We start from the raw sequence: 14,199 nt of genomic DNA, 5'->3' as shown, positions 1-14,199 counted from the left end.
TGAGATGAAACTGAACAATCCTTCCCTATTTCGCCAACAGTGTTATATCAATGGCCAGTGGTTATCCGCAGACAGCAGTGAGACCATGGATGTCACTGATCCGGCAACCGGTGACCTTCTGGCCTCGGTTCCGGTCATGGGCTCGACAGAAACCCGGCGTGCAATAGCGGCTGCGGATAAAGCGTGGCCTCTCTGGAGAGAGAAAACCGCTGAACAGCGTGCTTCTATCCTGCACCGCTGGGGAGAGCTGATGGTGGAAAATCAGGAGGATCTTGCCCAATTGATGACTGCAGAGCAGGGCAAGCCTCTGATTGAATCCCGGGGTGAGATTGCTTATGCGGCATCCTTCATCGGGTGGTTTGCGGAAGAGGGAAGACGGGTCTATGGGGATACCATCCCCCAGCATCAGGCAGACAGGCGGATACTGGTCCTGAAGCAGCCGATTGGCGTCTGTGCCGCCATTACGCCCTGGAACTTTCCTTCAGCGATGATTACCCGCAAGGCAGCTGCAGCACTGGCTGCTGGTTGCACGCTGGTCGTCAAACCTAGCGAGGATACGCCGTTTTCAGCACTTGCACTCTGTGAACTGGCAGAACAGGCGGGAGTTCCAGCGGGTGTGCTGAATGTGGTAACCGGTATTCCTCAAGTGATTGGTGGTGAGCTGACCTCCAACCCAACCGTAAGAAAGCTATCTTTTACTGGTTCTACCGCTGTCGGCAAACTACTGATGCGTCAATGTGCAGACAGCCTGAAGAAGCTCTCACTGGAACTGGGTGGTAATGCCCCATTTATCGTGTTCGAGGATGCTGATCTGGATGCTGCGGTAGAGGGTGCCATAGCCTCCAAATACCGCAACAGCGGACAGACCTGTGTCTGCGCCAACCGTTTTCTGGTACAGGATGGTATCTATGATGAGTTTGCCAATAAACTGGCCGAAAGCGCGGCTCAACTGATAGTGGGTGAAGGTACCGAAGAGGGTGTAACTCAAGGGCCATTGATCAATCAGGCTGCATTGGAGAAGGTAGAAGCCCATATTACCGATGCAGTTTCCAAAGGGGCAAAGATCAAACTCGGAGGCGCACGCCATGCTCGGGGGGGGACCTTTTTCCAGCCAACGTTGTTGACGGGTATATCTGCATATATGCAACTGGCAAATGATGAGACCTTTGGCCCGGTGGCATCCCTGTTCCGGTTTACCAACGAAGAGGAGGCTGTCGCCATGGCCAATGATACAGAATTTGGGTTGGCAGCCTATTTCTACAGCCGCGATCTGGGGCGTTCATGGCGGGTTTCAGAAGCACTGGAATATGGCATGATTGGTGTCAATACCGGTGTCCTCTCCACGCCTGTAGCCCCCTTTGGTGGAGTTAAGCAATCCGGAATAGGTCGCGAGGGCTCACGTTATGGAATTGATGAATACTTAGAGATGAAATATGTTTGCCTCGGGATCTGATTCTGCTGAATTGACTTTTGATTGCACTTGGAACCTGAAAATAACGCCGATGGCGTTATTTTTATTAAACTTTATCTGCAAGTAGTCGATAATTTCATAAGGATTAATCAGCTAGAGTTTAGAGCGACACAGCTATTTCGAGTCGCTATCAGCCACTCGAGTTCCTAACCCTCTATGATCATCCCGCCGCCAGGGTGAATGACGGCACAACTGCTGAACACAATTGTCGTCCAACAACCCCAGCAACTGCACCAGGCCATACCCCCCATCGTTAAATGAACCCAGCGATGTAGGGTTTGCCCTGTCTGCTGCCACGCCTCCTTCATACTCCAAGCAAAGCTTCAGAGAACCTCTAAAAACCTTCCCAAATCAGTGATAACAGTAATCAATTCAACCAGCCATTGATAAAAACCATGCAACCGAGTTTTTTGATCATCAAGACCGACTTGAATTCCTTGAGCAACTGGGAGACCCGCTGCCAAGGCTGGAAAGGACCGTAGACTAGAAGGCTTTTCGAGTATTGTTGGGCTCAATTTATAAAAACAGTGGTCCCAGTAAAGGTGGGCGTCCACCTTACGATGCGGTACTGATGTTCAAGGTGTTGGTCCTACAGCATTTGCTCAATCTGAACGACTCTCAAACAGAGTTCCAAATACGGGACCGCTATAGCTTTTGTTGTTTTCTTGGGCTGAGCCCGGAGGGTAAGGTACCCGATGCCAAAATGGTTTGGGTGTATCGTGAGTGCCTGAAAGAACGGGGCCTTGTTGATAGACTTTTTTCAGAGCTATTGATCCAAAGGCTTTTCCCTTAATTGAGTGGGTAGATTGGCCTACCCTCCTTATGAGAGATAAAGATCTATACGCCCAGATCTCCTGAATATCAAGAGCCCTTGGCGGGTTAGCAGTGTAGAGTTGGTTCTGTCAGAGGGAGAGGTAACGGTGCAGGTTGAGCAGGAGGCAGGTGCCAGGCAGTGTTGTTCAACCTGTGGGCAGATCTCACCAAGCGACTCACGCAAACGTCGCTAGCGGAACCGGCCCTGGATTTACTGCAATGTTTGAGGCGCTGGTGATCGACTGGTTGAAAGAGGCGTCCATCTTGGCAGTCTCCCGATTGATGGGGCTGAGTTGGAATGCCATTGATGGAATTACGCAGCGAGCGGTTAAGCGAGGACTAGCACGTAGAAAAGAGGTCAGCCCAAGACATATTGGTGTTGATAAGATGGTTTTCAAGAAACGCCATGATCATGTAACAGTCTTATCAGACCAGGATGCAGGTACAGTGTTACACGTGGTCAGTGACCGCAAAAAGGCGATGCTCAAAGCATGGTACGAAGGTTTGACAGAGGAGCAGCGAAAAGCGGTAGAAAGTGTCTCCATGGACATGTGGCCAGCCCTTATCAATGCTACACTGGAAAGCTTGCAAGGGCTGATAGAGAAGATTGCCTTTGATAAATTCCATGCCGGCAAGTACCTTGGTGAGACGGCAGACAAGGTACGTTGCCAAGAGCACAAAGCGCTGATGGCTGAAGGCTATGAGGACCCTTAAAGTCAGCCAGTATGACTGGCTCTGCAACCCGGAGAACATGACGCGCAGACAGAATTGCGGTTAAGGCGCTACGTGACAGCACGCTGAAGACTGCCCGTGCCTGGGCGATCAAAGAGTTTGCCATGTCACTCTGGCACTATGCCAGCAAGACATGGGCAAGGAAAGGCTGGGAACGGTGGTTGTCATGGGCAGTGCGCAGTGGCTTGGAGCCAATCAAGAAAGTGTGCGGGAACAATCAAGGATCATCTGTGGGGAATATTGAACGCTGTTGTTTTTGAAGTAAGTAATGGTCCGGCAGAAGGTCTCAATAGCCGAATCAAGATGATCAAGGTGCGTGGCAGAGGTTTCCGCCGCCAGACGCCGATTCATGAATTGATCAGAGGCTCCCTAGTTTTTTTGTGGTGAAAAAGTGACAGTAACTGAGCTCACAATAGCCGTGGTGGCAGCCGGCCCGGGTCAAATGGCCGCAGCCGAAAAACTGGCCGCTTCTCTTGGGTTACTAGTTGAGGCGCTGGAGACGAGCTCAACTGAATTTCAACTGCTGAAACAGGATGATCATCTGGAGTTGCAGCAAGCTGGGAAGGGTGCCCCTGGGGCTGTCCATATCGATTTTATCGGGGGTAAATCAGCTCACCGGCGTCATTTTGGTGGTGGCCGCGGTCAGCCACTGGCTAAAGCAATCGGACTGAAACACGGCAAGACGCCGGACGTGATAGATGCAACGGCAGGCCTAGGACGTGATGCTTTTGTGCTGGCTTCCCTTGGTTGCAGTGTCCGACTGGTGGAGCGTTCACCGATTATTTCAGTTCTGCTACAGGATGCTTTTGAGCGGGCCCTTGTTGATAATGAGGTGGCACCTATAGCATCACGTATGCAGCTGATACAGATGGATGCTCGGGCTTTTTTACTGGCTTTGGCGGGTGATGCGCGGCCTGATGTGGTTTACCTCGACCCGATGTATCCTCACCGGAATAAATCGGCACTGGTGAAGAAAGAGATGCGGATCTTCAGGCAGTTGGTTGGTGATGACACAGATGGTGCTGAACTGCTTATTGCCGCAAGAGCCATTGCCGTTAACCGGGTGGTAGTTAAACGGCCTGCCAAGGCTCCCCGCCTGGGTGACCAGCAACCGACCATGGTGATCAAAAGCCCTAATACCCGGTACGATGTCTATTTGACCGGTAATAGAAGATAACCCAGTTCACCAAGGGTCACGAGATCCGCATGCATCAACCTGTTAGCCATTGGCCCCTGCTTACCGGGTTGTTTCTCTTGCTCCAGCAAGGTTAACCAGCTCAATAGTTGATAAAAAGCGAATAGGTTTATGATGGTGCTGAAGGTCTGCACCGAGATTGTAGTCGCCAGGAGGGTTTCACCGGTACCAGGGCCCACAAAAACGATGCTCTGAGCTTCTTCCATAAATTCACAGTGATGCAGTGCAGCAACCAGTTCTTCGTTTACCTGACTTTGGATAAAATCAAAGCCTGCCAGCTCACAATGAGCTGAGAAGCGTGCCACCTTCATTTGATTGACCTCCTCCCTGAAAACCGTACCGATCCAAATCAGAGAATTCTGGTGGATCCGTTAAGCTGAAAGCAGGAGGACGAGCCATGCAGAAACGGGAACACGGATTCCAGAGGTCTGCCGCAAGATGGGAATATTGGACGCGAGGCTTTATTGGAAAAAGAAGTTTGGAGGTTTAGGCGTTTCAGAGCGACGGAGTTTACGTCAACCAGAGGACGAAAATCGTCTCCTATAAAACAGATGCTTCAGGATGTCGTGCGAAAAAAGCGCTGAAGATGGCTAGGCGTCGACGTTTGATTACTTTTCTCCAGGATAGTTACCGCCGGGCCTGTGCAGTCATTCAGATGGGCCGCAGCAGTTATAGCTACAAAAGCAGGAAGCATGATGATCCGGCTTTACGATTCCGGGTATGTGAAATTGCCAAAGACCGTGTTCGTTATGGCTATCAACGCATTCATATGTAGCGTGAAGGCTGACGGATGAATCATAAGCGTGTGTTGCGCATCTATCGTGAGGAGGACCTGAATCTAAGTCGCAAACGACCAAGGCGTCGAGTTGCCGCCGCACACCGGATGGACAGGCCGGAGCTCTCTCGTATTGATCAGTGCTGGAGTATGGATCTTTTCGCCGATCAACTGTTCAACGGGCGACGAACCAGAGCGTTAACTGTAGTCGATAATTTGGCCGAGAATGTGTTGTTATTGCGGTTGATCGTGCTGCAAAAGGGGAACAGGTTGTGGATGTTATGGAGCAATTACGATGCTGTAATAAGCATAAGCCATTGAGGATTCAAGTCGATAATGGCCGTGAATTTATTCCGAAGGCCCTTGGTCAATGGGCGTATGAGAATAAAGTAACGTTAGACTTCTCGCGGCAGGGAAAGCCAACAGATAATGCATTTATTGAGTCGTTCAATGGGAGTTTTAGGGATGAATGTTTAAATACCTATTGGTTTTTGTCACTGAAAGATGCGCAAGAAAAGATTGAAAGCTGGCGCCATGATTACAATACATTCCGCCCCCATACATCACTGGAAAACTTGATGCCGGATGAATTCAGGGAGAAGCACTCTAAGGCCGGAATGCTACTTACTTAAGCAATAACCTGCTGATATAACGAATAAAAAAAGGCTGGTTCAGGTGATAAGATGCTAATCACCAAACCAACAACCATCAATCAGGAAAGCAGCCTTAATGCATCCTGATCAACGCGCCTGCATACATCAACAAAAAGGTATCACAACCTACGCTACAGCCAGTGATTCCTATGCTTTCTTTAATCTGCTAACCGGCCCAGAGTTTCTCAATCAAGTCGAATCATTGCTACCGGAACATCGGGAAAGGCTGTTTCCGCCAACAGAGACGCTATCGATGTTTCTGGCTCAAGCAATGAGTGCTGATTGCTCTTGCCAGAACATAGTTGATGCTGCAGTCAAACGATTGATGGGTGAGCTGCCAATCTGTAGTACGCATACGGGAGCATACTGTCGCGCACGGAAACGGCTGCCATTGGACATGGTCTCTACGCTAGCCCGTTACACGGGGCGTATGATGACTGAGCACACCCCAGATTCCTGGCACCGGCGGGGGCGACCGGTCAGACTGGTGGATGGCGCTACCGTTACGTTGCCCGATACAGAAGAGAACCAGACTGTCTATCCTCAACCCCGTAGCCAACAACCCGGATTGGTGCCGGGTGGTTGGTATCGTCTGCCTCGCCAGCGGTGCTGCACTTGATGCAGCATTGGGACCTTGTCGCGGAAAAGGAAGCGGTGAGCAGTCATTGCTTAGAACCATGCTTAGTACCTTGGACGCTGGCGATATCCTTCTTGGGGATGCTTTTTATGCCACCTATTTTCTGTTGTGTGCTCTTCAGGCCAAAGGAGTGGATGGCGTTTTCGAGCAATATGGTTCACGGCGGCGTAGCACGGATTTTCGCCAGGGAGAGCGTCTGGGTCCGCGAGATCATCTTATCGAAATAGACAAGCCAAAAGTCAAACCCGCCTGGATGAGTCAGGCAGAGTATGATCAAACCCCCCGATAGATTGAAAGTGCGGGAGTTGCGTGCTGGCGGTAAGATCCTGGTGACAACACTACTTTGCTCAAAAAGTACAAGCAAAGCCGCCCTGAAGGCACTCTGTCGGAACCATTGGCAGGTAGAGTTGGATATACGCAACATCAAGACCACTCTGGGAATGGAAACATTAAGTTGTCGCACACCGGAAATGGCGAAAAAGGAGCTGTGGGTCTATCTTTTGGCTTACAACTTGATCCGTTTACTGATGGCTCAGGCGGCTTTACTGGCTGACATCATTCCTCGACAACCTAGCTTCAAGCATACCTTGCAGCTATAGATTGTGTGGCAAAAAAGCGGTCGTTACGACATCGATAAAATTGATGGCCTTTTTATCCTCATTGCACCGCAGCAGGTTGGAAAACAACCGGGACGTATGGAGCCGCGAGCTATAAAACGAAGACCCAGACAATTCCCGCTACTTACCAAACCCAGGGCTATTGCGCGAGAGAATATTCGGAAAAATGGCCAACCCAAAAAACTTAAGCAAGTAGCATTCCTCTAAGGCCGGAATTTTCTAAAAATGCTCGGTACAGTTTTTGGTAGGGGCTCAGGACAGATTGTAGATGCCGCTATCGTCCCAGTACCCAGGCAACGTAATATGCGAGAGGAAAATAGGCAGATCAGAGCTGAGGATAGCCCTGAGGCATGGGGTGATAACAAACACCGGCAGAAGGATGTTGAAGCCCGCTGGACCATGAGGCATGGCAAAACCCACTATGGGTACAAAAGCCACATCAGCATAGACCGGAAGCACAAGGTCATTCGCAAATACGCCATCACATCAGCAGAAGTTCACGATAGCTAGGTCTTCGAGGAACTGCTGGATGAGAACAATAATGGCAGTGTCTGGGCCGATCCTGCTTACCGCAGTGTAGAACGGAAAGCCGCTTTACCGGGTGCGCATTACCGCAGTCACATTCACTGCAAGTCGATACGCAAACGCCGCTTGAACGAACGGGAGAAAGAGGCAAACCGAAAACGATCAAGAGTTCGGGCTCGAGTTGAGCACGTGTTTGCCCAGCAGGCTAATCGATTGGTGTGGCTGGCAGGATGAAGCGAGGTATGGATATGGATGCTGCCAGAAAAATGAGCGTGAAGATACCGGGCTCTCCTGATTTGCTGGAGGCTATTGGCCTTTGTCGGTTTTTTAGAGGTTCTCTCAACAACAAACCAAGAAAATGTCTTGGCATGAAAACACCTAATCAGGTATTTTTAGAAACCAACCATCTGTTGCACTTGCGAGTTGAATCCGCATTTGTTACTTGATTTTTAGGCGATAGATTTGGAATAGGCACAAATATGATGAACGATAGTGAAAAAGATGCGACTGGCTGGGAGAGGGATCTGGTAACAGGGCTCGCTTCCGAATCGATTAAAGAGCAGAGAAGGAGTCGTCGCTGGGGGGTGTTTTTTAAACTCCTGACGTTTGCCTATCTGATTACGCTGCTGATTCTCTGGATGCCGGATACCGGCCTGTCAGGTGATGACGGGCATACGGCACTGGTGGAAGTGAAAGGCGTTATCGCCGATGATTCAGAGGCGAGTGCCGATAATATTATTGCGGGCTTGCGGGGAGCCTTTGAAGATAAAAATACCAAAGGTGTGATTCTGCGTATCAACAGCCCCGGTGGCAGTGCTGTTCAGTCAGGTTATATCAATGATGAAATCCGGCGGCTGAAAAAGGAGCATGCTGACATCCCGGTTTATGCCGTGGTGACAGATATGTGTGCGTCCGGTGGTTACTACATTGCTGTAGCAGCGGATGAAATTTATGTGGATAAAGCAAGCATTGTCGGCTCCATCGGGGTGTTGATGAGTATGTTTGGTTTTGAAAAGGGGATGGAGAAGCTGGGGATAGAGCGGCGCCTTCTGACCGCAGGGGAGCATAAGGGGATTCTGGACCCATTTTCACCCATCAAAGAGAGTGAACGCCAGCACATTCAAGTCATGCTGGATAGCATCCACCAGCAGTTCATTAATGCCGTCAAAGAAGGGCGAGGGGATCGTCTGAGACAAGACGATACAATTTTTAGCGGCCTCTTCTGGTCGGGAAAGAAGAGTATTGAGCTGGGTCTGGCTGATGGGCTGGGGAGCAGCAGTTATGTTGCCAGAGAGTTGATCAAGGCTGAAGAGATTGTCGATTTTACGCCAGCTGAAGATCTGGTGGAACGCTTTGCCAAACGCATCGGCACCAGTGCCTCTGCATTTATTTATAATGTCTTAGGTTTGCGGCAGGCTCCCAGCTTGCAGTAAATCGCAAAATAGGGCTATCTGATCGAACAAATAATCGATCCTATACGAGATCTGACGAGCTGTAGGTTGGATTGGGGAAACTCTGCTCAATCTACAGTCGAAAAAATATTGGCTCTGGGTTGGCAATCTATAGCCTCTTTTAACTGAAAGCATTCCTCAATGGCATGGTACTATGCTTTTGTTGGCTCCCCCCCCTAATTGAGTGGGTAGATTGCCGTATCCCCCTATGAGAGATCAAAGATCTATACTAGGTCCTGGGTATCAAGAGCCCTTGGCAGGTTAGCAGTGTAGAGTTGGCTCTGTCAGAGGGCGAGGTAACGGTACAGGTTGAGCAGAAGGCAGGTGCCAAGTAGTGTTATTCAACCTGTGGGCAGATCTCACCGGGCTATGACTCACACAAGCGCCGCTGGCGGCACTTGGCTATCGTGAACTTCATTTGTATCCATAGTGGATTTTGCCATGCTTCATGGTCCAGCGGGCTTTAACATTTTTCTGGCGATGCTTGTTATCACTTCACGCCTCAGGGCTGCCCCCGGCTTTGATCTACCTATTTTCCTCTAGTGTATTACGTTGCCCGGGTACTGGAACGATAGCGGCATCTGCAATCTGTCCCTTGCGAGCACTGAAGCCTGCTGCATCAATCTGGATCAACAGCTCTGAAAAGAGTTTATCAACAAGGCCCCGTTCTTTCAGGCGCTCAGGATACACCCAAACCGTTTTGGCACCGGGCATCTTGCCCTCTCCGGGCTCAGCCCAAGAAAACGACAAAAGCTATAGCGCTCCCGTATTTGGAACTCTGTTTGATCATCGTTCAGATTGAACAAATACTGTAGAACCAATACGTTAAACATCAGTACCGCATCGTAAGGTGAACGCCACCTTTACAGAGATCACTGCTTTTATAAACTGAGCCCAACAATACCCGAAAAGCCTCCCAATCTACGGTCCTTCCCAGTTTCGGCATTGGGTCTTCCTGTTGCTCAAGGAGTTCAAGTCGGTCTTGATGATCAGAAAACTTGGCTGCATGGCCTTTATCAATGGTTGGTTGAATTTTATTTTGGAGGTTTTTTTAGAGGCTCATTTGATATAACACCTGATATGAAAATAGATGTACGCAAGCTCAGAATCGAGCAACAAGAACTCCTGAGACAGCAAGCTGTTCAATTCTGCCTGCAAAGAAAGGGCTTAAGGAAATGCGGCTTATTGAACGTTCATCCAAATACGGTTGGACAGTGGTATAAACACTATCGTGTCGGTGGTAAAGAAGTTCTGGCCATCGCGAAGCGAGGACCAAAAAATGCACCCCGTCGCCTGATTGAAGCTCAGAAGTAAAAAGTCATTGAAGCGATTCGGGATCATATGCCGGATCAATACAAACTCGGTTTTGCGCTCTGGACTCGAGGTTCCATTGCCCAGCTTATTAAGCAGCTTTGGGGAGTTAACATCCCTGTGCGGGCTATGTCCGACTGCCTTAAGCGCTGGGGCTTCACACCTCAAAAGCCAGTAAAGCAAGACTAGGAGAAAATCCCAGGCAAAAGTATATACTTGATTAAAAGATGAGTATCCTGGCATTAAGGAGCGGGCTAAAAAAGAGAATGCCACTATATTCCGGGGTGACGGAACGAGTATAAAAAATACCACGCAGCATGGTCGCTGTCATGCTCCGCAAGGACAAGCGCCAGTACAGCTTCATGCTGTATGAGTCATCCATGAATGCGAAAGTGCTGATCAAATTCCTAAGGGCACTGATTGAATCTACACATAGTCCCGCCATCCCTTGTTCCTGGTAGCTCCTATGCCAGCGGCAATAAGTGGCTTTGGACCAGCCGATAGCTTCCAGACAAATAGAGCTTGAGCAAGCTTCTTCTTTGAACTTGTTATAGAGCCCTAATTTCTTTAAACGGGCGATGGCATCTGAACTGGCTCTATCAGCAATTGCCCGACTACGATATGATTTAATCCGCGAGCTTTTGATCTGCATCGGGTGGGTCTCCTGTGTAGCTTCAAAAACTCACAGGCTACCCGTTTTTTTAAATTAAAAAAGTCTCACTTCTATCTGAACCTAAACCTACCGACACAAACTGATATCATCCGCTAAATGTTAGAATCAAAACAGAAAAATCGGGAAGTCCTGTTAGTTTGTGTTGAACCAGGCTTCGGTGGACAACGGATTGATAATTTTCTTCTCCGCATCTTGAAAGGGGTGCCGCGAAGCTATGTCTATCGGATATTGAGACGCGGTGAGGTCAGAGTAAACAAAGGGCGAAAAAAAGTGGGCTATCGGCTTCAAGAGGGCGATATTGTACGAATTCCCCCTGTCCGTGTGGCGGAGGAGGAAGTCATGCCCAGTGTGGGCAAGAGGCAGTTGGAACAACTGGAACAATCCATTATCTATGAAGATGAGCGGCTGCTGGTATTGAGCAAACCATCAGGTATGGCCGTCCATGGTGGCAGTGGCCTTAGTTTTGGCGTTATTGAAGCATTTCGCCAACTACGTCCGGATCAGCGGCAGTTGGAACTAGTTCATCGCCTCGACCGGGATACCTCAGGCTGTCTCTTGATTAGCAAAAAACGCAGTGCACTGAGAGTGTTGCATGAGCTGATGCGAAGTAATGCTATTGATAAACGCTATCTTGCCCTAGTGAGTGGAAAATGGCACGGTGATAAAGCGGATATCGATGTCCCACTGCTGAAAAATACCCTTCGGGGTGGCGAGAGAGTGGTGATGGTTGACCCCAGGGGCAAGCAGGCACAGACAAGATTTCGAGTCAGAGAACGTTTTCACCGCTGTACTTTGCTGGAAGCTAGGCTGATGACCGGCAGGACCCACCAGATAAGAGTGCATGCCGCCCATTTGGGAACGCCTATCCTGGGTGATCGAAAGTACGGCGACCAGGATGCCAACAAGGCGATGCATAACCAAGGATTGAAACGACTGTTTCTGCACGCGGAGTCAATCTGTTTTCGCTGGCCGGATGAGAAACAAGACCAGGTTTTTCAGGCTCCCCTGGAGACTTCATTGGTCAATTTATTGAGTAGCATGAAGCGATGAGTCGTAGTTTTAAGTTGTTGGTATTTGATTGGGATGGCACGTTGATGGACTCCGAGGCGAGAATCATTGCCTGTGTAAAAGGTGCGGCCGTCGACCTTGATTTGGGTGTGCCGAATAATGAGAGCATTCGTAACATTATAGGCCTTGGTCTTACTGAGGCAGTGACGGCGCTGTTTCCAGGCGCTGACGATGTGTTGGTGAGTCGGGTGATTGACCGCTATCGCCACTATTTTCTGGATGTGGATAAAACGCCATCAGAGCTTTTCCCCGGGGCAATGGAGATTTTGGAGCAGCTGCAGAAACAGAATTACATGATGGCGGTGGCAACCGGAAAGGGACGCCAGGGGCTGGATAAAGTGCTGGATGAGACGGGGCTGGGCTGGCTGTTTCTTACCACACGTTGTGCCGACGAGACGCTATCCAAACCTGATCCTCAGATGCTACTGCAGATTATGGATGAGCTGAGTGTGAATGGAAATGAAACACTGATGATCGGCGATACGGTATATGACATGCAGATGGCCAGAAACGCCGGGGCTTATGGATTAGCGGTGAGTTATGGTGTGCATGAGGCTGATCGTCTGATGCAGCATACCCCCCTAGGCTGTCTCGATGACATCTGGGAACTGACTGGCTGGTTGGCAAGCAATAGGCTCTGATTTGTTATTTGGTGGATTCAGGCTATAAGTGCAACTCTGTTTGACGGATAGAGGAAAAGTTGCGGTAGCATCAAGGCTCTCTCTATCCGGCAAATTAAAGAGGAGCACAACGAGATACACACAGCTTAGCCAGGAAGAACAATGCCAGATTTCTGCCCTGTTGAAAGCAAGATACAATCGAACTGAGATAGCCATGATATTAGGACGTCACAAATCGACCATTAGTCGTGAGATCAGGCGCAATACGAGCCTTAGGGGCTGTCGTCCTAAGCAGGCCCAGCGTTTGACCAATGAATGCCGTCAGTCCAGGGTGAGTACTCATATCAATGGTGGACCGGGTTTGCCGTTGAGCAGTTGATCGATATGAATTTGTTCTCGCATTGATATTTTTATTTCCTTGTATATCAAAGCATTATATAGATTTCTTCCTTCAATAATTCTCATCTGTCACCACATTTAGATTACTTGTTACTGCTTTTCAAGAACATGATGAATAAACTCAGAAATACTCATCAACCAGTCTTGTTGATCAGGTAAATAGGTTTGATGCAGTTCCTTGGGTAATACAAATTGCAGGTCTTTTGATTGCATTTCATTTGTTTGTGACTTGCTTATAGCAGTTTCGATGGTTAGAAGGTGTTTTTTATCGATACGTTCAGCCTCTGCTAATATTTGTCGCCAGCGATCTTTACAGGAAGATTTTACGCCTAGTATAGTCAGTTGCAGGGCATTAAAGTCAGGATCATGGTACTGGATTTTTCCCGGAAAAATAAAGTCAGGCTTTGATTTGTTCTCTGTAACGGGGGGCGAGTGTATTGTATATTGCATTCCTTAAAAAGTATCTCAAAATGGTTTTCAAGAGCTAGCTCTGCACGGCTTTTCCTTCTATTCTGCACTGAAAGGAAAAAGGAGATAAAACCATCAACATCGCCATCAAAACCTTGAGATAAAGGGTCATACAATGATGTGTTTTTCCAAGGTGGAGAATAGTATCTCTTCTCTTTCCATTTGCAAAAAATCGCGCCAGCACGCTCCGCCGGTGAATGCGGCGATACAACGCATTATTGATCGCCCTCAATTCTGCCAATTTGGATAAAACGAGGCGTATACTAGTCCTGCGGAACGCTTTCAGGTGATCCGTCCACAGAGGTATTTTACTCAGGAAAACACTCTGATTGTGGAGATTCCGTCACATGGAATCGGATTTTGATTTGCAAATCACCGGAAATACTTGCCATAAATCAATATATACTTATTAACTCGTTGTTTACAATGCGCTTTTATGCAATATTCTTCGCATTGTCCGTACCCTTATTCATACCCTGTAAAAGAGATTTTTGATGGAAAAACTGGTCAATCTCGGAAGCCGGATTCGTAAGCTCCGTCAATGCCGAAAACTGACACAAGCCACTCTGGCTGACAAAATGGCCATCTCACCCAGTTACCTTAACCAAATTGAGAACGATGCGCGCCCGCTGAACAAAAAAGTGCTGACCAAACTGGAGCTGGCACTGGGCATAGATTTTACCGATTGGACCGAATGATGAAGACCGCCGTGCCAATCAGCTTCGCGAGGCACTGAACGATCCACTCTTCCGTGGGGCAGATATCACTCTCCATGAGCTGAGAGAAGCCGT

17 protein-coding genes and 6 pseudogenes are annotated in these 14,199 nt (G+C 48.9%); 17 read left to right on the top strand and 6 right to left on the bottom strand.

Annotated features, from left to right (window positions below):
• Positions 1-4 precede the first annotated feature (4 nt).
• Positions 5-1,453 carry an NAD-dependent succinate-semialdehyde dehydrogenase gene (locus tag MN084_RS08885; protein ID WP_241087205.1) on the top strand — a complete coding sequence of 483 codons (1,449 nt, stop codon included), beginning with the start codon at positions 5-7 and terminating at the stop codon, positions 1,451-1,453.
• A gap of 186 nt (positions 1,454-1,639) precedes the next feature.
• Here MN084_RS08885 and MN084_RS19595 read toward each other — a convergent pair.
• A pseudogene (locus MN084_RS19595) lies at positions 1,640-1,788 on the bottom strand (IS701 family transposase); the annotation flags it as partial.
• Positions 1,789-2,042: 254 nt separating this feature from the next.
• Between MN084_RS19595 and MN084_RS08880 the strand changes: the two are divergent.
• From MN084_RS08880 to MN084_RS08865, 5 genes are all read left to right on the top strand, one after another.
• Complete coding sequence (locus tag MN084_RS08880; RefSeq protein ID WP_445083926.1) at positions 2,043-2,264, top strand: transposase; 222 nt, start codon at positions 2,043-2,045, stop codon at positions 2,262-2,264.
• 239 nt (positions 2,265-2,503) lie between these two features.
• Positions 2,504-2,998, top strand: a complete 495-nt coding sequence (locus MN084_RS08875; RefSeq protein ID WP_277400502.1) for a transposase — start codon at positions 2,504-2,506, stop codon at positions 2,996-2,998.
• Between the two features lie 53 nt (positions 2,999-3,051).
• Positions 3,052-3,276 carry a transposase gene (locus MN084_RS19590; protein ID WP_445083955.1) on the top strand — a complete coding sequence of 75 codons (225 nt, stop codon included), beginning with the start codon at positions 3,052-3,054 and terminating at the stop codon, positions 3,274-3,276.
• Positions 3,197-3,403, top strand: a complete 207-nt coding sequence (locus tag MN084_RS08870; RefSeq protein ID WP_320416472.1) for a transposase — start codon at positions 3,197-3,199, stop codon at positions 3,401-3,403. Before MN084_RS19590 ends, MN084_RS08870 begins: the two co-directional genes overlap by 80 nt.
• Positions 3,404-3,458: 55 nt before the next feature.
• A complete protein-coding gene (locus MN084_RS08865; protein ID WP_241087206.1) occupies positions 3,459-4,193 on the top strand; it encodes a class I SAM-dependent methyltransferase in 735 nt (244 codons plus the stop codon).
• Here the strand turns inward: MN084_RS08865 and MN084_RS08860 are convergent.
• A complete protein-coding gene (locus tag MN084_RS08860; protein WP_241087207.1) occupies positions 4,169-4,522 on the bottom strand; it encodes an ATP-binding protein in 354 nt (117 codons plus the stop codon). The two genes, MN084_RS08865 and MN084_RS08860, sit on opposite strands and share 25 nt — an antisense overlap.
• A gap of 88 nt (positions 4,523-4,610) precedes the next feature.
• Between MN084_RS08860 and MN084_RS08855 the strand changes: the two are divergent.
• From MN084_RS08855 to sppA, 5 genes and pseudogenes are all read left to right on the top strand, one after another.
• Positions 4,611-5,618 (top strand): annotated as a pseudogene (locus MN084_RS08855) (IS3 family transposase); the annotation flags it as partial.
• A gap of 97 nt (positions 5,619-5,715) precedes the next feature.
• Positions 5,716-7,100 (top strand): annotated as a pseudogene (locus MN084_RS08850) (IS4 family transposase).
• 18 nt (positions 7,101-7,118) lie between these two features.
• Positions 7,119-7,652, top strand: a pseudogene (locus tag MN084_RS08845) (transposase).
• 8 nt (positions 7,653-7,660) lie between these two features.
• On the top strand, positions 7,661-7,864 hold the full coding sequence (locus tag MN084_RS08840) for a hypothetical protein (protein WP_241087208.1): 204 nt from the start codon (positions 7,661-7,663) through the stop codon (positions 7,862-7,864).
• Positions 7,865-7,900: 36 nt separating this feature from the next.
• Positions 7,901-8,851 (top strand): signal peptide peptidase SppA, encoded by a 951-nt coding sequence (gene sppA, locus MN084_RS08835; RefSeq protein WP_241087209.1) that lies wholly within the window; start codon positions 7,901-7,903, stop codon positions 8,849-8,851.
• Positions 8,852-9,394: 543 nt separating this feature from the next.
• On the opposite strand, the gene MN084_RS08830 is transcribed toward sppA, so the two are convergent.
• Both MN084_RS08830 and MN084_RS08825 read right to left on the bottom strand, forming a co-directional pair.
• The gene (locus MN084_RS08830; RefSeq protein ID WP_330178484.1) at positions 9,395-9,583 is read right to left on the bottom strand and encodes a hypothetical protein; all 189 of its coding nucleotides are present in this window, start codon (positions 9,581-9,583) and stop codon (positions 9,395-9,397) included.
• The gene (locus MN084_RS08825; protein ID WP_330178483.1) at positions 9,541-9,702 is read right to left on the bottom strand and encodes a transposase; all 162 of its coding nucleotides are present in this window, start codon (positions 9,700-9,702) and stop codon (positions 9,541-9,543) included. The genes MN084_RS08830 and MN084_RS08825 overlap by 43 nt, the downstream gene beginning before the upstream one ends.
• A gap of 112 nt (positions 9,703-9,814) precedes the next feature.
• On the opposite strand from MN084_RS08825, the gene MN084_RS08820 reads away from it, so the two are divergent.
• Positions 9,815-10,183, top strand: a complete 369-nt coding sequence (locus tag MN084_RS08820) for a helix-turn-helix domain containing protein (protein ID WP_241087211.1) — start codon at positions 9,815-9,817, stop codon at positions 10,181-10,183.
• A 27-nt stretch (positions 10,184-10,210) separates the two neighbouring features.
• Positions 10,211-10,369, top strand: coding sequence for a helix-turn-helix domain-containing protein (locus MN084_RS19585; RefSeq protein ID WP_445083925.1), 159 nt, complete (start codon positions 10,211-10,213; stop codon positions 10,367-10,369).
• 31 nt (positions 10,370-10,400) lie between these two features.
• Here MN084_RS19585 and MN084_RS08815 read toward each other — a convergent pair whose 3' ends face one another.
• Positions 10,401-10,832, bottom strand: a complete 432-nt coding sequence (locus MN084_RS08815) for a hypothetical protein (RefSeq protein ID WP_241087212.1) — start codon at positions 10,830-10,832, stop codon at positions 10,401-10,403.
• Between the two features lie 117 nt (positions 10,833-10,949).
• Here MN084_RS08815 and rluC point away from each other — a divergent pair, with 117 nt between their 5' ends.
• From rluC to MN084_RS08800, 3 genes and pseudogenes are all read left to right on the top strand, one after another.
• Positions 10,950-11,903: a 23S rRNA pseudouridine(955/2504/2580) synthase RluC gene (gene rluC / locus MN084_RS08810; RefSeq protein ID WP_241087213.1), complete on the top strand. Its 954-nt coding sequence runs from the start codon at positions 10,950-10,952 to the stop codon at positions 11,901-11,903.
• Positions 11,900-12,562, top strand: coding sequence for an HAD-IA family hydrolase (locus MN084_RS08805; protein WP_241087214.1), 663 nt, complete (start codon positions 11,900-11,902; stop codon positions 12,560-12,562). The genes rluC and MN084_RS08805 overlap by 4 nt, the downstream gene beginning before the upstream one ends.
• 148 nt (positions 12,563-12,710) lie before the next feature.
• Positions 12,711-12,887, top strand: a pseudogene (locus MN084_RS08800) (helix-turn-helix domain-containing protein); the annotation flags it as partial.
• Between the two features lie 143 nt (positions 12,888-13,030).
• On the opposite strand, the pseudogene MN084_RS08795 reads toward MN084_RS08800, so the two are convergent.
• A pseudogene (locus tag MN084_RS08795) lies at positions 13,031-13,524 on the bottom strand (type II restriction endonuclease).
• Positions 13,525-13,902: 378 nt separating this feature from the next.
• Between MN084_RS08795 and MN084_RS08790 the strand changes: the two are divergent.
• The gene (locus MN084_RS08790) at positions 13,903-14,106 is read left to right on the top strand and encodes a helix-turn-helix domain-containing protein (protein WP_320416473.1); all 204 of its coding nucleotides are present in this window, start codon (positions 13,903-13,905) and stop codon (positions 14,104-14,106) included.
• Positions 14,107-14,199: the final 93 nt, after the last annotated feature.

This window comes from Candidatus Vondammii sp. HM_W22 (genome assembly GCF_022530855.2).
Classification (GTDB): domain Bacteria; phylum Pseudomonadota; class Gammaproteobacteria; order Chromatiales; family Chromatiaceae; genus Vondammii.
The sequence above is the reverse complement of the archived record's forward strand: the minus strand, read 5'-3'. Positions and strand labels throughout refer to the sequence as shown.

Coding starts and splice junctions, on each gene's coding strand:
- MN084_RS08885 (WP_241087205.1), top strand. CDS start 5: ATGAAACTGAACAATCCTTCCCTATTTCGCCAACAGTGTTATATCAAT.
- MN084_RS08840 (WP_241087208.1), top strand. CDS start 7,661: ATGGATATGGATGCTGCCAGAAAAATGAGCGTGAAGATACCGGGCTCT.
- MN084_RS08875 (WP_277400502.1), top strand. CDS start 2,504: ATGTTTGAGGCGCTGGTGATCGACTGGTTGAAAGAGGCGTCCATCTTG.
- rluC (WP_241087213.1), top strand. CDS start 10,950: ATGTTAGAATCAAAACAGAAAAATCGGGAAGTCCTGTTAGTTTGTGTT.
- MN084_RS08805 (WP_241087214.1), top strand. CDS start 11,900: ATGAGTCGTAGTTTTAAGTTGTTGGTATTTGATTGGGATGGCACGTTG.
- MN084_RS08865 (WP_241087206.1), top strand. CDS start 3,459: ATGGCCGCAGCCGAAAAACTGGCCGCTTCTCTTGGGTTACTAGTTGAG.
- MN084_RS08815 (WP_241087212.1), bottom strand. CDS start 10,832: ATGCAGATCAAAAGCTCGCGGATTAAATCATATCGTAGTCGGGCAATT.
- MN084_RS08880 (WP_445083926.1), top strand. CDS start 2,043: ATGTTCAAGGTGTTGGTCCTACAGCATTTGCTCAATCTGAACGACTCT.
- MN084_RS19585 (WP_445083925.1), top strand. CDS start 10,211: ATGCCGGATCAATACAAACTCGGTTTTGCGCTCTGGACTCGAGGTTCC.
- MN084_RS08860 (WP_241087207.1), bottom strand. CDS start 4,522: ATGAAGGTGGCACGCTTCTCAGCTCATTGTGAGCTGGCAGGCTTTGAT.
- MN084_RS08790 (WP_320416473.1), top strand. CDS start 13,903: ATGGAAAAACTGGTCAATCTCGGAAGCCGGATTCGTAAGCTCCGTCAA.
- MN084_RS08825 (WP_330178483.1), bottom strand. CDS start 9,702: ATGTTTAACGTATTGGTTCTACAGTATTTGTTCAATCTGAACGATGAT.
- MN084_RS08830 (WP_330178484.1), bottom strand. CDS start 9,583: ATGCCCGGTGCCAAAACGGTTTGGGTGTATCCTGAGCGCCTGAAAGAA.
- sppA (WP_241087209.1), top strand. CDS start 7,901: ATGAACGATAGTGAAAAAGATGCGACTGGCTGGGAGAGGGATCTGGTA.